The 14,390-nt window shown below is 49.2% G+C and carries 14 protein-coding genes and 1 pseudogene; 12 read left to right on the plus strand and 3 right to left on the minus strand.

All coding sequences use genetic code 11. The features are described 5' to 3' along the window. Positions 1-14 precede the first annotated feature (14 nt). The 6 genes from gnd (at position 15) to NZD86_RS10620 (ending at position 7,256) form a co-directional block, all read left to right on the plus strand. Positions 15-914: a phosphogluconate dehydrogenase (NAD(+)-dependent, decarboxylating) gene (gene gnd / locus NZD86_RS10595; protein WP_268046495.1), complete on the plus strand. Its 900-nt coding sequence runs from the start codon at positions 15-17 to the stop codon at positions 912-914. Positions 915-916: 2 nt separating this feature from the next. Next, positions 917-2,371, plus strand: a complete 1,455-nt coding sequence (zwf, locus tag NZD86_RS10600; RefSeq protein WP_268046496.1) for a glucose-6-phosphate dehydrogenase — start codon at positions 917-919, stop codon at positions 2,369-2,371. A gap of 16 nt (positions 2,372-2,387) precedes the next feature. Beyond that, entirely contained in the window at positions 2,388-3,701 is a 1,314-nt protein-coding gene (locus NZD86_RS10605) for a glucose-6-phosphate isomerase (RefSeq protein WP_268046497.1), read from the plus strand. 45 nt (positions 3,702-3,746) lie between these two features. Further along, the gene (gene fsa, locus NZD86_RS10610) at positions 3,747-4,415 is read left to right on the plus strand and encodes a fructose-6-phosphate aldolase (RefSeq protein ID WP_268046499.1); all 669 of its coding nucleotides are present in this window, start codon (positions 3,747-3,749) and stop codon (positions 4,413-4,415) included. A gap of 61 nt (positions 4,416-4,476) precedes the next feature. Next, positions 4,477-6,465: a transketolase gene (tkt, locus tag NZD86_RS10615; RefSeq protein WP_268046500.1), complete on the plus strand. Its 1,989-nt coding sequence runs from the start codon at positions 4,477-4,479 to the stop codon at positions 6,463-6,465. Positions 6,466-6,611: 146 nt separating this feature from the next. Next, on the plus strand, positions 6,612-7,256 hold the full coding sequence (locus tag NZD86_RS10620; protein ID WP_268046501.1) for a TetR/AcrR family transcriptional regulator: 645 nt from the start codon (positions 6,612-6,614) through the stop codon (positions 7,254-7,256). Positions 7,257-7,295: 39 nt separating this feature from the next. Here the strand turns inward: NZD86_RS10620 and NZD86_RS24735 are convergent, their stop codons facing one another. Beyond that, positions 7,296-7,418: a Spo0E family sporulation regulatory protein-aspartic acid phosphatase gene (locus NZD86_RS24735; protein ID WP_407655228.1), complete on the minus strand. Its 123-nt coding sequence runs from the start codon at positions 7,416-7,418 to the stop codon at positions 7,296-7,298. Positions 7,419-7,762: 344 nt separating this feature from the next. Here NZD86_RS24735 and NZD86_RS10625 point away from each other — a divergent pair, with 344 nt between their 5' ends. The 5 genes and pseudogenes from NZD86_RS10625 (at position 7,763) to NZD86_RS10640 (ending at position 12,049) form a co-directional block, all read left to right on the plus strand. Further along, positions 7,763-7,951, plus strand: coding sequence for a hypothetical protein (locus NZD86_RS10625; RefSeq protein WP_268046502.1), 189 nt, complete (start codon positions 7,763-7,765; stop codon positions 7,949-7,951). A gap of 228 nt (positions 7,952-8,179) precedes the next feature. Next, positions 8,180-9,766 (plus strand): annotated as a pseudogene (locus NZD86_RS10630) (spore germination protein). Further along, the gene (locus NZD86_RS24875) at positions 9,763-9,993 is read left to right on the plus strand and encodes a Ger(x)C family spore germination protein (protein WP_456057549.1); all 231 of its coding nucleotides are present in this window, start codon (positions 9,763-9,765) and stop codon (positions 9,991-9,993) included. Before NZD86_RS10630 ends, NZD86_RS24875 begins: the two are co-directional and overlap by 4 nt. Then, positions 9,926-10,906 carry a Ger(x)C family spore germination C-terminal domain-containing protein gene (locus tag NZD86_RS10635; protein WP_268046503.1) on the plus strand — a complete coding sequence of 327 codons (981 nt, stop codon included), beginning with the start codon at positions 9,926-9,928 and terminating at the stop codon, positions 10,904-10,906. The genes NZD86_RS24875 and NZD86_RS10635 overlap by 68 nt, the downstream gene beginning before the upstream one ends. A 12-nt stretch (positions 10,907-10,918) precedes the next feature. Beyond that, on the plus strand, positions 10,919-12,049 hold the full coding sequence (locus NZD86_RS10640) for a GerAB/ArcD/ProY family transporter (RefSeq protein WP_268046504.1): 1,131 nt from the start codon (positions 10,919-10,921) through the stop codon (positions 12,047-12,049). On the opposite strand, the gene NZD86_RS10645 is transcribed toward NZD86_RS10640, so the two are convergent. Beyond that, positions 12,019-12,402, minus strand: coding sequence for a hypothetical protein (locus tag NZD86_RS10645; protein WP_268046505.1), 384 nt, complete (start codon positions 12,400-12,402; stop codon positions 12,019-12,021). The two genes, NZD86_RS10640 and NZD86_RS10645, sit on opposite strands and share 31 nt — an antisense overlap. Positions 12,403-12,678: 276 nt before the next feature. On the opposite strand from NZD86_RS10645, the gene NZD86_RS10650 reads away from it, so the two are divergent. Continuing rightward, a complete protein-coding gene (locus NZD86_RS10650) occupies positions 12,679-13,683 on the plus strand; it encodes an MBL fold metallo-hydrolase (protein ID WP_268046506.1) in 1,005 nt (334 codons plus the stop codon). A gap of 129 nt (positions 13,684-13,812) precedes the next feature. Here the strand turns inward: NZD86_RS10650 and NZD86_RS10655 are convergent, their stop codons facing one another. Then, a complete protein-coding gene (locus tag NZD86_RS10655; RefSeq protein ID WP_268046507.1) occupies positions 13,813-14,139 on the minus strand; it encodes a hypothetical protein in 327 nt (108 codons plus the stop codon). Positions 14,140-14,390 lie beyond the last annotated feature (251 nt).

Here is a 14,390-nt window from a genome sequence, read left to right on the forward strand (position 1 = left end):
AGGAGGCACTACATATGCACGTTGGTTTAATTGGCCTTGGGAAGATGGGATATAACCTCGGCCTAAATATGATGGATCACGCACATCAAGTGACGGCGTATGACGTCAATGAAGACGCCGTAGCACGGTTTGCAGCTGAGGGCGGAAGCGGAGTTCATTCGCTCGACGAATTGGTCCGTTCTTTACCTTCTCCGCGAGTTCTGTGGGTCATGGTGCCACATCAATTTGTGGACAATGTACTGGCTGACGTAAAGAAGTTGTTAGCGCCTGGGGACATCGTCATTGAGGGCGGAAATTCGAAATTTGACGAGAGCATCCGCCGTGCGGAAGAGTTCAAGCAGTTGGGAATGTTCTATTTTGACGTAGGTACTTCAGGGGGAATGGAGGGTGCGCGTCACGGTGCTTGTTACATGATCGGCGGAGACGCGGATGTGTTTAAGGTGATTGAACCTCTGTTCAAAGATACCGCGGTGCCGAACGGTTACGCATATATGGGTCCGTCCGGTAGTGGTCACTTTACGAAAATGGTTCACAACGGTGTCGAATATGGAATGATGGCCGCAATCGGAGAAGGTTTTGAGGTTCTCGAGAATAGCCAGTTTGATCTGGATTACGAGACAGTTGCTCGTGTCTGGGCAAATGGCTCCGTCATTCGTGGCTGGCTGATGGACTTGACGTTGAATGCTTTTTCCAAGGATCCAAAGCTGTCGTCTATCAAGGGCGTCATGCAAGCATCCGGTGAAGGTTTGTGGACCGTCGAGGAGGCACTTCGGACACAAACACCTGTCCCCATCATCGCTCTGTCGCTTATGATGCGGAACCGTTCACTCACAGACGATACATTTACGGGCAAGGTTGTCGCTGCCCTTCGAAACGAATTTGGCGGACACGCAATCGAGACAAAGGGAGTATAAGTATGGATCGACAAACCTTCGTGCTGTTTGGTGCGAGTGGAGACTTATCCAAACGCAAGATCATCCCTGCACTGTATAGCTTGTATCGCGACAACAACATGCCGGACAAGTTTAATATCGTCGGCTGCGCGAGAAGTGACTGGAGTCGTGAAGAGTTTCAGCAATTTGTGCTCGCCTCTTTAGGAGAGTTTTCGAGACATCGGATCGACGAAGACAGGAACATTTCTAACTTTGTGGACAAACTATATTACGTGCCCTTTGATGCCACAAATATACAGGACTATCACGTCTTAGGTGATTTGATTCAAAAATTGGAGAACGAGGATAACCTGCCGCAGAATCGAATGTTTTATTTGGCCATGGCTCCGGAGTTCTTCGATGTGGTCGCTGTCAATTTGAAAGAGGCGGGCCTGACGAATGTGACGGGATGGAAACGGCTGATTATCGAAAAGCCGTTTGGTCGCAATTTCGACTCTGCGTCTGAGCTGAATGATCGCGTTTCAACTGCTTTTGATGAAAGTGAAGTTTTCCGCATTGACCATTACCTTGGCAAGGAGATGGTGCAAAACATAGAAGTGATTCGATTTGCCAATTCCATTTTCGAACCACTGTGGAACAATCGATCCATTTCGAACATCCAAATTACATCGAGTGAAACGGTTGGCGTGGAGGAACGTGCCTCCTACTATGAATCAGCCGGTGCGTTACGCGATATGGTGCAAAATCACATGTTGCAAATGCTCATGATGATAGCCATGGAACCACCGAGCCGCCTGAACACAGAAGCCATTCGGGACGAAAAAGTAAAAGTGCTGCGCTCGCTTCGCAAATACAGTGAAGATGAGATTTTAACAAACGTGGTCAGGGGACAATACCAAGGCGGAAAGGTCGCCGGGAAAGATGTCGTCGGGTACTTGGACGAACCTGGTGTAGCACCCGCTTCTACGACTGAAACGTTTGTGGCAGCCAAACTGTTCATCGATAACTTTCGTTGGGCGGGCGTCCCGTTCTACATTCGAACAGGGAAGAGGATGCAGTCGAAAACGACGAAGATTGTCGTGGAATTCCGGTCCACGCCAGAGAAGTTGTTTTTCAACAAAGACAGTAACCTGTCGTCAAACACGTTGACGATATTTGTCAATCCGTCGCAGGGGATGTCTCTTTCCATCAATGTGGAACAGGAGAAGAGTGGGGTGGTGGAGCCGAACGTGATCGACTTCGCCCGAGAGACCAAAAACTCACCGGAAGCGTACGAGCGGCTCATATTTGACGCGATGAATAACGATTCAACGTTTTTCACGCGTTGGGATGAAGTTTCTCTTGCATGGAAGTGGATCGATCCGGTATCACGGTCCTTTGCAAATGGGCATCCTATGCACTCGTATGAGTCGGGGACCACAGGCCCGGCGGCATCTGACGAATTGCTGGCGTCGGATGGTTTTCGTTGGTGGAACTGAAGAGGAGGGAATTGTTGTGTTGAAGCTTGATTTGACGTATACGAACGACTTTTTAAGTGAGGAAGAAATAACTAACGCTGAATCAGTCGTAAAAGCTCTTCATGATGATCTTGTACACAAGCGCACGCCTGGTTCAGATTATCTTGGCTGGTTGGATTTAGCGTCGCGGACTTTGCAGGAAGGCATTACCGATATCTTGGAAGCAGCAAAAAAAATTCGTGATCATGCGGATGCGTTGGTTGTTGTCGGTATTGGTGGCTCGTACCTGGGCGCCAGAGCTGCTTACGAATGGGTTAAGCCCGAATACTATAACCAACTTTCGAAAGCAGAGCGCGGTGGTCCCGAAATCTACTTTCTCGGAAACCATATTTCGGCAGATGCCGTATCCGACTTGCTCACCGTGCTGAAAGGCAAGCAGGTTTACGTAAACGTGATCTCCAAGTCTGGTACGACTACGGAACCAGCGATTGGTTTTCGGCTGATCCGTGAGTGGCTCATTAAGGAGTACGGTGAGCAGGAGACAAAAGGGCGCATCGTGGCAACGACGGATGCATCCAAGGGTGCCCTGCGTAAACTCGCGACCGAAGAAGGGTACAAGACTTACGTCATTCCCGATGATGTCGGTGGGCGGTACTCTGTCCTGACTCCCGTTGGTTTGTTGCCGCTGGCCGTCATCGGTGTTGATATTGAAAAGTTGCTGCAAGGCGCAGCAGATGCCGAGAAGGCATTTGGATCAGCATCCTTGGCCGACAACGCTGCCTATCGTTATGCAGTACTGCGCAATGCACTGTACCGGAAAGGTTATGTGACGGAGATTTTTGCCCATTTTGAACCAGCACTCCACTATTTCGCGGAATGGTGGAAGCAACTGTTCGGAGAAAGTGAAGGCAAAAACGAAAAGGGCGTTTTCCCAGCTTCTGTGGGATACACCACTGATCTACACTCCATGGGTCAGTTTGTTCAAGAGGGCTATCGCAATCTGTTTGAGACGTTTGTACACGTGGAAAATGGTATTCATAACGTTCAAGTCCCATCTGCGAAAAACATGGACGACGGACTCGAATATCTCGCAGGCAAGGAACTTGGTTGGATTAACGACAAGGCCCGTCTTGCTACGCAGAGTGCGCACGCTGAAGGGGGCGTACCGAACGTTCTCATTCAGGTGGCAGATCGGTCTGAGTATACACTCGGAACATTGTTCTACTTCTTCGAGCGAGCTTGTGCGATGAGCGGACTGCTGATGGGAGTAAACCCGTTCAATCAGCCAGGTGTCGAGAATTACAAAACGAAAATGTTCCAGCTGCTGGGTAAGCCGGGATATCAAAAGTAATGAACCCTGGTCACACCAAAGAAACAGTATATGGAGGGAATATAAATGAGAATTTTTGTGGATACAGCGAACTTCGACGACATTAAAAAGGCGTACGATATGGGGATTTTGGCAGGTGTTACAACCAACCCGTCGCTGATTGCGAAAGAAACGGGTGTTCGCTATGAAGATCGCCTTCGCGAAATCGCCGAATACTGCAAGGGTATAGAGTCCATCAGCGCTGAAGTATTTGGCGAAACCGCTGAAGAAATGGTCAAGGAAGGCCTTGCGTTCCATGAAATCGCGGACAACATCACAGTTAAACTTCCAATGACGCCGGAAGGTCTCAAGGCATGCCGTCAGTTGACTGAAAAGGGGATTACCACAAACGTAACGCTGGTGTTTACTGCTGCACAGGCTTTACTAGCAGGACGCGCTGGTGCTACATACGTTTCTCCATTTATTGGTCGCCTAGAAGATGTGGCCAAAGGTAGTGGCGTGGAGCTGATCGGTAAGATCGCTGAGATTTTCCGTGAACACGATATTAAAACGAATATCCTGGCAGCTTCCATTCGCAGCGTAGAGCACGTCGAGGACGCTGCCCTCGCAGGAGCCAATGTTGGTACCATGCCTTATAAGGTCATTGAAGCTATGACGAAACATCCAAAGACGGCAGAAGGTCTGACAACATTTGCAGCCGACGCGGAAAAGTATCGGAGCAATTTGAAAAAGTAAACTGTGGGCGCCTTCGGGCGCCTTAGCTTTGTAGGGGCAAGATATCGGGGAGGTAGGCACTATGCCTTTTACGGCTCAAGACGAACTAGCAGTTAACGCAATTCGAGTCCTGTCTATTGACGCTATTGAAAAATCAAATTCTGGTCACCCAGGATTGCCACTTGGAGCAGCGCCAATGGCGTATGTTCTTTGGTCGCGTTTTTTGAAACACAATCCGAAAAACCCAAAGTGGTTTGATCGGGATCGCTTTGTTTTATCAGCTGGTCATGGGTCCATGCTTTTATATAGCCTATTGCATTTGAGTGGATATGATCTTCCAATGGAGGAGTTGAAAAACTTCCGCCAGTGGGGTTCGAAGACACCAGGCCACCCGGAGTTTGGTCATACGGTCGGTGTTGAAGCAACCACTGGACCGCTTGGTCAAGGTATCTCTATGGCTGTTGGTATGGCAATCGCTGAACAGTTCATGGCTTCAACGTTCAACAAGCAAGATCACAAACTTGTCGATCACAACACGTACGTCATCGTAGGCGATGGTGATCTCATGGAGGGTGTGTCTCAAGAGGCTGCGTCTCTCGCAGGGCACCTGGGTCTTAACAAACTCATTGTTCTATATGACTCCAACAACATTACGCTCGATGGACCGGCTGAACTTTCATTTTCAGAAAATGTAGCTGATCGTTTCCGCGCATATGGCTGGAATGTTCTCCGTGTTGACGATGGCAACGATTTGGATGCCATTGAACAGGCCATCACTCAAGCAAACACGGAACAGGCGCGTCCGACGTTGATCGAAGTGAAGACTGTCATTGGATATGGCTCACCAAAACAAGGCACGAGCAAAGTTCATGGCAGCCCACTCGGAGCTGAAGGCGCTGAAGCGGCGAAACAAGCCTATGGATGGAATGAAGAGCCGTTCTCCGTTCCTGACGAGGTTTACGCGGCGTTTGCAAAGCACAATGCGGAGAGTGCTGAAAGAGAAGCCGAATGGAATGCAGTGCTATCTTCCTACCGTACCAACTACAAAGCTGAGTCCAAGCAGTTTGATGACGCCTTGTCTGGTGTTGTCAATGTTGACTTTGACAACGTGCTTCCAGCCTTTGAGGGCGGTGTAGCGACGCGCGATGCATTTGGCAAAATCATCAACGCGATAGCCCCACATGTTCCAACGCTCCTTGGTGGTTCAGCTGACCTGTCCAGTTCCAATAAAACACTCCTTGACGGTGCTGGCTCATTCCAGAAGGGATCTTACGAAGGGCGGAACGTATTCTACGGTGTACGTGAGCATGCTATGGGCGCTGCAATGAATGGGATCTCACTGCATGGCGGAGTAATTCCTTTTGGTGGAACGTTCCTCGTGTTTGTGGACTATTTACGCCCGGCTGTTCGGCTCTCGGCACTCATGAAGCAACCAGTCATGTACGTCATGACACACGACAGCATCGCGGTTGGCGAAGACGGTCCGACACACGAGCCGGTGGAACAGTTGGCGTCCCTTCGCGTCATCCCCGGGGTACGGGTATTTCGTCCCGCAGATGCAACGGAAACAGGACTGTCTGTGCGCTACGCGCTGGAGCACCGTGATGCACCGACGGTATTGGCCTTGTCGCGTCAAAAGCTGCCAACACTCGATGAAGTGAAAGCGAACCGCCAGAACTTCAATCGCGGTGCATATGTGATTTACCAGCATGGCTCGGGTACTGACCTGATCCTGATGGCAAGTGGATCGGAAGTTCAGCTAGCACTGCAAGCTGGGAAAAAGCTTGCTAGCGAAGGAGTTCAAGTTCGCGTCGTCAGTGCGCCATCGCTAGACGTTTTCGAAGAGCAGCCGAATTCGTATCGAGAGGAAGTACTGCCGGCAAATGTCCGCAAGCGGTTGGCGGTTGAAATGGCCCAATCGACCTCTTGGTACAAGTACGTTGGCCTGGATGGAGAAGTCATTGGTATCGATACGTTCGGTGCATCGGCTCCTGGCGAGATCGTCATGAGGGAGTACGGATTTACGGAGGACCGGGTCATTGACGCGGCAAAATCGTTATTGAACCGATAATTAAGACACTCCCTTGACAAACGCTCCGGCGCGATGGGCTTACGCCAGAGAGATTGTCAATGAAAACGGGGTTTGCTATAGTTTTGGTAACGTTTACTCTCGGTTAACCGTTTTCATTCGGGCAATCATTGGGGGGCGAAGGATAAATGCCTACCAAATGGCATGAGGAGCAACGGCACAAGAACAGGGAAGATATTCTGAGTGCGGCCGAAGAGGTCTTCTTGGAAAACGACTTCTCTGGTGTCGGCATGAAGGACATCGTGGCACGCGCGGGTGTAAGTCGGGTTACCGTTTATAAACACTTCAATTCAATCGACGAGTTGGCATTCGAAGTGCAAATGCAACTGATGTGCTCGCTGAACAAGTTTATCTTGTCGAGGTCACCCACGACGGGATCGGCAATTGAAAGGCTTTACCAGCAGTTGTTAGGATGGGTAGACTACGCCAGGGAGCACCCGAATCACTTTCGGTACATGGGTTTTTTCGATCACTACTATCGGGATCGGTATCCCAGTGAAGAGCTACGGATTCGATATCATCGTTTCGTAACCGAGTTGCCAACTCCTCTTAAGGTGTTGCGAGAAGGCGTACAAGACGGTACAGTCCGCACGGACTTGGATTTGGAAAGAGTTTCGGCGACCATCGTCCATTCAATGACGAGCTTGCTTCAGAGAATTACCTCTAGAGGGGAGATTATCAAGGAACAACACGATGTGGACCCACTCGAGCTGTCCATTGTCCAGGTGAGCATGATCATACAGAGTATAATGAGAACCCCCACTCAGAAATGAGCGGGGGTTCTCAGCTGATTGAATGCTTTTCGGACGAAATCATGAAGCCAAAACCCGTGGCATGTCGGATTCAAAACGCGTACGTTGAATTTCTAAAATGAGGACGTCTAATCTTTGGCTCAACTGCACAACGTCTGGATGTGTCAGGCTTCCTCTGTTCAAACACTCTGATTAACTGGTCACGCAACGAATCTATTATGTCGTTTTTTGATGTCGATTCCAAGTACATGAAAATTCCCCTTATCACCGCTATTTCCACACCGACCAACCATATCATATGAACCATGTCGAAGTGTGTCTGACATCGTCGAACCCAAATTGTTTAAAATGAATTCGCTTACAAATCTATTTTCGGATGAATATGACGTGTGATAGTTGAGTTCTGCATAATTTAATAATGGCAGATGTTCTAATCGATCTGTATAAATCGCGTTCGACATGTGCACAATCCACTTGCAATGGGTTTGGATATCTATGCCCCTGGTATGGCGGCAGGAGGTGAGAAGGTGGAGAAGAAACGCACGTTGGATCACGATAACACATCTACCAACAATCATGGGAAAAATAAGTTTGCCCCTGGGATGACAGGTGTTGAGGGGTTAAACGCCGAGGCAACACCGAAGGAAATGGCCGAAGATTACGCAACCCGAGTGACCAAGCTCGAGTATGACGAATATGACCCAAGTGATGTTTAAGCGTATATGGGACCCGCATGGACCATGCTAGGTCCACGCACACGCGGGTTCCATCCATCTTCCCCGCACAACGCCTCTTGAGTACAGGACGCAAAGGTACTGTTTCATTTTATAAACTCCAATACTGGGGCAAAGTATATTTAGTGGGCGTATTATCCACGAGAAACATCCGTAAAAGGGTGCATCGAGATGACGATATTTCAAAGATGGCTGCATAAGTCAGGAATGATGAATCAGATCAGGGGTCGACAACGCCCACAGGTGCCCCGGTTCAAGCAGGCCCCGGATTACACTGGAAAGCTGGACCAAACACTTGCGTACTTGGCTGACTCCGTAGGAGAAAGCGACGATTATATGGTTCGCATCACGGAGGTCAACGGCCGCTCCACCGCCTGCGCTTTTGTCTCCACGGTCTGTGACCCAACCAAAGTGGAAGAGACGATGCGTGCCATAAACTCACACCAATTCCCCAAAAGAGCGCCGAAAAAATTAGTTCAATACTTGATTGAACATGTGTTGGTGGGCTCTGACGCACTGTTCATGCAGAATCTATTTGAGATTCGTGAGGCTTTATGTGCAGGCTGGTTGGTCATACTGGTGGATGGCACGACACCGGCTATTGTCATTGGCGCGCAGAAAATTGAACATCGATCACCCGAACAACCATTCATTGAGTCGTCGTCCAGGGGGTCACAAGTTAGTTTTGTTGAAAACATCGACGTGAACATAGGACTTGTCCGCGTCGGTCTCACGACAGATTCGCTTGTTGTAAAAAAGAGCAAGGTTGGCTACCGAAGTCGACGCAATGTTGCTGTCTTGTACATGAAGGACGTAGCCAATTCAGTAGTGGTGGAAACCGTGTCTCGGCGGATCGAGGCGTTACATTTGGACATGATCACCGATTCAGCGGCGATTGAGCAACCAATATCCGGTCACGCGTGGTCATTGTTTCCTGTCACGCGCGCAACGCAGCGAATCGATAATGTTTGCAGAGAAATTAATCAAGGTAAAGTAGCGATTGTCGTCGATGGTGACCCTACGGTCCTACTGGTGCCGGCGACCGTTCAGGATTTCTTTCAGACACAGGAGGACTAGGAACATTCATGGTGGGAGGCTACATTTGCTCGCTGGCTGAGGATTGTGAGTTTCATTTTAGCACTCTATTTGCCCGCACTGTATATTGCATTTGTCGACTTCAACCCTGAATTGCTGCCAAAGGTGCTAGGTTTGCAATTTGCCAGGTCCCGTGAAGACGTGCCCTTCCCAGCTGTAATAGAAGTTTTCATTATGCAGATTGTCGTTGAGATCCTCAGGGAAGCTACGTTGAGAATGCCCAAGCAGATGGGGCAAACCATTGGCATAGTCGGCGGTTTGGTCGTCGGGCAAGCTGCTGTGGAAGCCGGGATCGTCAGCAACATCCTCATTATCGTCATTGGTCTCACGGCTATCAGCATTTTTGTGTTGCCAAGTTATGAATTCTCCATCGTCCTGCGTTTGGGAAGTTGGGCAATGGTCGTTGCGGCGACATTAACGGGCTTTTTTGGCGTTGTGCTCACAAGTATTTGGATTTTTTACGAGGTTGCTAATATCAAATCATTTGGCGTTGAATACCTTGATCCGCTCGCAGGTGAACACGTCCGTGACGCGTTTGTCGACGGCTTAGTGCGCTTACCCATCACTGTGTTGGACAAACGCGCTGCTCATTTACACCCGAAGGACGACACCGGAGGAAGTGAGTACCACATGCCTGTACACCATCCGCAGGCTGAAAAATCGAGAGGAACCTCTTCATCGTCTCGGAGGGGGAAGCAATGAGGTACGTTCAGCTTGTCCTCTGTTGTTTGCTTCTCCTCTTTCTTCCGGGCTGTTGGGACTATACAAAGATTAACGAACGGGCACAGATCCTAGGTATTGGTGTCGATCCCTCCGGGAGCAGCACAAACCGTCTTCGATACACATTCCAGGTACCCAACCTTGAGCAAGGCAGTCAAAGTAAAGAAGGACAAGCGACCGGGGGTGGGGGGGGGTGGAGGTGGCAGTGAGGGAGGATTCAGGAATTTTACGGTTGAGGCCACGGGCCTACACACAGCAGTGGCGGAAGCTCAAACCGAATTTAACAAATCGTTTTATCTAGGGAACCTTGAGACCGTTGTTCTGAGTACCAAACTGGAAAAGAAGAATGTCCAAACGATTATTGAGCAGCTCATGCGCGATGAGACGGCAGACAAGCTGGCTGTCTTAACGTGTACAGATCAATCGGCAGAAGAAATATTGAGTATTTCAAGCGCCACGCCACCGGCGAGCGTTATTGAAACGACCGTAAGTTCCACAATGCATCAGCAGGGATTGGTCCCCCGCATGCACCTGTGGGAGTTTTGGAGAAATGCAGAAATGATTGGAACGTATCCATACGCCCCACTCGTCACGAAGGACGGTGAAAATATTAAATTGACTGGCACAGAAGTGTTTGCGAATTACGCGCCGACTACGAAACTTGGGTCACTCGAGAACCTGTTTTACAATTTCATGGCACATAAGGTGCGTCATATTTCAATGACAGTTCCCAACGGTGACCAGACATTTGAAGTTCGCTTTGCCAAGAGCACAAATCACTTATCAGTACGTATGAACGACGGGGTGGCTACGCTTCATGACGATGTTCAGGTGCGTGCTGAACTGTCGTCTGACGAGGATCGCGGAGAATCGCCGGTGTCGGACCAGGAGCTTGCACGATATGAGCGTGTGATGGCCGATTATATAAAGAGCCAGTCGACAGCCCTGTTGCGGCAACTCAAAGACAAAGGAACGGATATCTGTGGGTTTGGACGGGTATATGTTCTCTCAAACCCAAGCACCGCTGAGGCCATGCGCAATCAGTGGAAGACCCTCTTTGAACACGGCGAGCCAGACATTCAAGTAACGGTTCACATGACACGCCAAGGAAGCCTCATCTGACAGGTGGATCGAATGACTTTGCGAACAACGATATCTGTCTTTCAAACAATTGCTTTGTGTTCTTCAAGTTACTTTCCTGTTGTTTTCTGGTTTTTTCCGTCGATTGCAGTTGAACACGCCAAGTTTGACGCGCAGTGGTCAGTACTATTGGTTGCCATTGTCGGTGTGGGGATAGCCTGGCTATACGGAGCATTGAACGAAAGATTCCCGAACATAACGGGGGCTGATGTCCACGTTATGGTGTCCGGTCGGTGGCTTGGGAAGGTCATACTGGTCGCATACATTCCCGTTTACTTGTTGTTCCTCGCGCTCAGTTTGTATTTTACTGTGAATCTTATGAAGTATTTTTTCCCTGATACGCCTCAAGCGGTTTTTGCTATTTTTATTTGTGTTGTCGGTTGGCGTGGTGCATGGTTAGGAATCGAGGCACTTGGGAGGGTTGCAAGCATTGTTCACCCGCTGACGTTTGCCGGGCTTATCGCTTCTTTCGTGATGGTCTATTTCCGGGCAGAAAGGCACTTGATTCCGCATCAACTGGTTAACACAATGAATGTAGTCCAGGCAACGTACCATTTGCTCCCATTATATTTAGGAATGAACTTGTTTGTCATGTTGAGTCCCTACTATAACCACGCCAAACGAAAGTCCATTTGGTATCCCATCATTAGTGCAATTATCGGCGGAGTTGTCCTTTGTATCGTCTTTCTTTCAACTGTGATAAATCTTGGCTGGGAACCGATAACGAAAGTGATGTATCCCCTTCAGATGACGATTCAGTTGATTCGTCTGCAGGGATTTCTCATTGAGCGTCTTGGTATCGTCATTCTCATTTTATCGGTGGCGTTCGGAACGCTGTTCGTCTCGAACCACATCTGGGCTTTGTCCACAGTGGTTGCGCGAATTTTAGACCGCACAGACGATGCCTATAAGCCATTTACCCCCTTAGTGGTCGTCCTGATGTTTCTCGGTTACACGTTCATTCGCAATCCCGTTCAAGCACGCGAACTGGTCGAAGATTACCTTACCCCCGTGTCGGTCATCTTGTTGATCGTCGTACCTGGGCTGGAACTGTTAATTGCAAAGATCCGTGGAATGCGCACGGACAGGGCAAGTCAATCGACCCGGCAAAAGAACCAGACGTAGACCTGCGCCTGAAAGATCTGGAGGTCTTCAAAGAATTTGTCTGAGAAAGCCTCTGAGCTGGTGTTATAGTACATTTCAAATTGTTCACGAAGAAATGAAACAGACAGCGTGTTGGTTTGTTTGTGATAGACATATAACCCAATGGCTACGGGGAATGCGTGATAATAAGATCGGTACGGCTCGACGGCGTTATATAGCTCAATTTCATCTTCGGGCTGTTTTAACGACAAATCCGCATCACGATAGAAGAGAATTCCGTGCCGTTTGTGTTTGTTTAGGTGAAATTTCACTTCGAGCAACGAGCGGCCATCGACCATAAAATCCACTAACGGGATAAGCTTTGCTTCCTCCACTGTACAGCCCTCAAATCATCTCATTTTGTGCTAGCAATGGCTCAATATGATTGTCACCGCATGAGGTGACAATCTCCGGCACAACCGTATATCTTCGTCAGTTGTCGCATGTTTCCTCCGAGCAATCACAAATCACTTTTTGCCGCAACTCGACTCACGCGACATAGGCTTTACAGCTGTCGTTTGATTGTTGCGGAACGATCTGTACATCAACTTCGATTGACAAATGACCCCATTCACAGGTGTACTTAGATTGAACAGCGAAGAGAGTGGTGAATGAACATGCTGAACGTCACATCACGAGAGACCGTCGTCACACAAATTGAGGTCCCAACGCCTTATGCTATCGGGACGGTGAATATGTACTTACTACAAAGAGAAGGATTTGTTGTACTCGTAGACGCGGGCGTCGACACGGATGAAGCCTGGGATATTTTCACTCGGACGCTTCGGGAAAATGGACTCCAGGTGAACTCGCTGGACGCCATTGTACTGACGCACCACCACGACGATCACGTCGGCATTGTCAACCGCATACTACAAAGGAAGGCTATCCCCGTGTTTGTCCACCCGAGATCTGTTGTTCGCCTGACACGTGACGCACAGTATCTCGAATGTCGACTCCAGTTTTTCGACAGTTTGTATGAACGAATGGGATTCGGGGACCTTGGTCGACAAAGGATCGATATACTCCGCCGAAACCTACATAACGAAGATCAACTGCGGCTCCCCAGAGAAGCCCTAACTCCTGTTGGCGACGATTCGACTGTGCCCGTATTGCCGGGCGTAGACTTCTACTACACCCCTGGACATGCCGTTGATCATTTCGTCCTTTACGATGAACATGCGAATTGGTTGTTTAGCGGGGATTTGCTTCTTCCACACGTTTCCTCAAACGCCATTGTGGAGCCAGATGAAAGGACTTGGAGACGCCTGCACACGGTATCGCAGATGCGCGAATCACTTCGTCTGTGTCTGGATCTACCAGCTCAGACGGTGTTTCCCGGTCATGGTGAGCCGTTTAGCCAGCTTCAGTCACTTGCGGAATATCGTTTGAACCGGATTGACGGGAAAGCGGAACGCATCATTCACATTCTCGAAAACGGGCCACACACTGCGGCTGAAGTCTGCCAAAAAATGTACCCGACGAAATTGCACACCGAGTTTTACCTCGTCGCATCGGAAGTCGTGGGACTTCTCGATTATTTGGCCGACGTGGGGAAGGTATCTGTTTCCCATCAAGGGGCTTATGATGTGTGGGAAACAAAAGTCGCGGATTAATATTGCTCGTCCGGCTTGCTTGTTCGTCCATGTACATGGCGGTCGTCTATCGACGGAATAGACAGCGCGACGTATGGCGTGTCCCGTTAGACATCCGGAGATGCCTAACGGGCATCATTGCGGACACCATTATTCGAACCGTTTCAAGTCAATGTCAACGTGAATGTCTCTTGGTTCGTAGACGTCGAACAGTTCTAGGGTGGGCGGATATTGGCAATTGTATTGGACGATTTCTCTTAAGAACGGTGAAAAATTACGGATCGACTGTTCTGCACCTTCTCTGGTTTCCCAGTAGACGATACCCATATACTCTCCCAGATCGTATTCACCAAGGTAATCTACGTGGTGAAAGTCACCCTCGTGTTGCTTCAACAGGGCTGTAAATACGTCCGCAATGCGCTCGGCTTGCCATTTTGTGTCTTGTCCAAGGGTCAGTTTTACGACAACGGCAACCACGGGACTCCCACCTTATTCATCAAGATTCTGTGTTTAGCCACGTCGGTCCGGGGGCTCACATGCTTTGCACTTGTGATGTCAATTAATTTTATTGATAGTATGAGGCATATATACCCCTAGCACGGTGTGTGAGTTGCCGGCAGATTTAGATCTGTGGAATTCATCCAGTTTACGGTCCGTGTTGTTCGGTTAGACTACATCATTCAGGATAGTGGTCAGTATGGCAGAAGATTGGTACACAGTGTTAATCT

Source organism: Alicyclobacillus dauci, assembly GCF_026651605.1.
Taxonomy (GTDB): domain Bacteria; phylum Bacillota; class Bacilli; order Alicyclobacillales; family Alicyclobacillaceae; genus Alicyclobacillus; species Alicyclobacillus dauci.

What these genes read in the sequence shown, in the direction of transcription:
- gnd (WP_268046495.1), top strand. Translation starts at nt 15, where the DNA reads ATGCACGTTGGTTTAATTGGCCTTGGGAAGATGGGATATAACCTCGGC.
- zwf (WP_268046496.1), top strand. Translation starts at nt 917, where the DNA reads ATGGATCGACAAACCTTCGTGCTGTTTGGTGCGAGTGGAGACTTATCC.
- fsa (WP_268046499.1), top strand. Translation starts at nt 3,747, where the DNA reads ATGAGAATTTTTGTGGATACAGCGAACTTCGACGACATTAAAAAGGCG.
- tkt (WP_268046500.1), top strand. Translation starts at nt 4,477, where the DNA reads ATGCCTTTTACGGCTCAAGACGAACTAGCAGTTAACGCAATTCGAGTC.
- NZD86_RS10620 (WP_268046501.1), top strand. Translation starts at nt 6,612, where the DNA reads ATGCCTACCAAATGGCATGAGGAGCAACGGCACAAGAACAGGGAAGAT.
- NZD86_RS24875 (WP_456057549.1), top strand. Translation starts at nt 9,763, where the DNA reads ATGAGGTACGTTCAGCTTGTCCTCTGTTGTTTGCTTCTCCTCTTTCTT.
- NZD86_RS10640 (WP_268046504.1), top strand. Translation starts at nt 10,919, where the DNA reads ATGACTTTGCGAACAACGATATCTGTCTTTCAAACAATTGCTTTGTGT.
- NZD86_RS10650 (WP_268046506.1), top strand. Translation starts at nt 12,679, where the DNA reads ATGAACATGCTGAACGTCACATCACGAGAGACCGTCGTCACACAAATT.